Source organism: Neobacillus sp. C211, assembly GCF_051842875.1.
In the GTDB taxonomy this organism is placed as follows: domain Bacteria; phylum Bacillota; class Bacilli; order Bacillales; family Cytobacillaceae; genus Neobacillus.
In genome coordinates this window covers 1-667 of the sequence record NZ_JBPXRO010000109.1, presented here as the reverse complement: position 1 = coordinate 667, position 667 = coordinate 1, and the positions used below count along the sequence as shown (strand labels likewise).

General features: G+C 43.9%; 2 tRNA genes and 2 rRNA genes. All 4 read right to left on the bottom strand.

The features are described from left to right. Positions 1-130: 130 nt before the first annotated feature. Positions 131-203, bottom strand: a tRNA-Thr gene (locus ACSU6B_RS29280). 32 nt (positions 204-235) lie between these two features. After that, a tRNA-Val gene (locus ACSU6B_RS29275) sits at positions 236-311 on the bottom strand. A gap of 9 nt (positions 312-320) precedes the next feature. Then, positions 321-437 (bottom strand): 5S ribosomal RNA (gene rrf / locus ACSU6B_RS29270). Positions 438-563: 126 nt separating this feature from the next. Then, a 23S ribosomal RNA gene (locus tag ACSU6B_RS29265) occupies positions 564-667 on the bottom strand; the annotation flags it as partial.

Below are 667 nucleotides of genomic sequence, written 5' to 3'. Positions count from 1 at the left end.
TCTAATCTTTTATTAGCGTAAGTCGGATGCTCAAAAGAACTTACGTTCTTTCTCGCAGATTGCCCGCAGAAGCCCCTTCAATGAAGTACGCAATCTGCTCTACCAACTGAGCTAATGGCATGAACAAAGGTGCCGGCGAGAGGACTTGAACCCCCAACCTACTGATTACAAGTCAGTTGCTCTACCAATTGAGCTACCCCGGCATATAGTTTGGAATAATAATTATAGGTAAATATGGTGGAGGATGACGGGCTCGAACCGCCGACCCTCTGCTTGTAAGGCAGATGCTCTCCCAGCTGAGCTAATCCTCCATATTTACAGCCTGGCAACGTCCTACTCTCACAGGGACGCGTGTCCCAACTACCATCGGCGCTGAGAAGCTTAACTTCCGTGTTCGGTATGGGAACGGGTGTGACCTTCTCGCCATTATTGCCAGACCATTTATTCGACACTATTTTATTATAATGTCTTTTTCATATTTTTCAAGAGGAAAATTATTTTTTTTCATTCCCTCAAAACTAGATAATGCAGAAGAAGTTGTAAAAACGAGTATGCCTTAAAAATTGGTTAAGTCCTCGAACGATTAGTATCAGTCAGCTCCACATGTTACCACGCTTCCACCTCTGACCTATCAACCTGATCATCTTTCAGGGTTCTTACTAGCTTA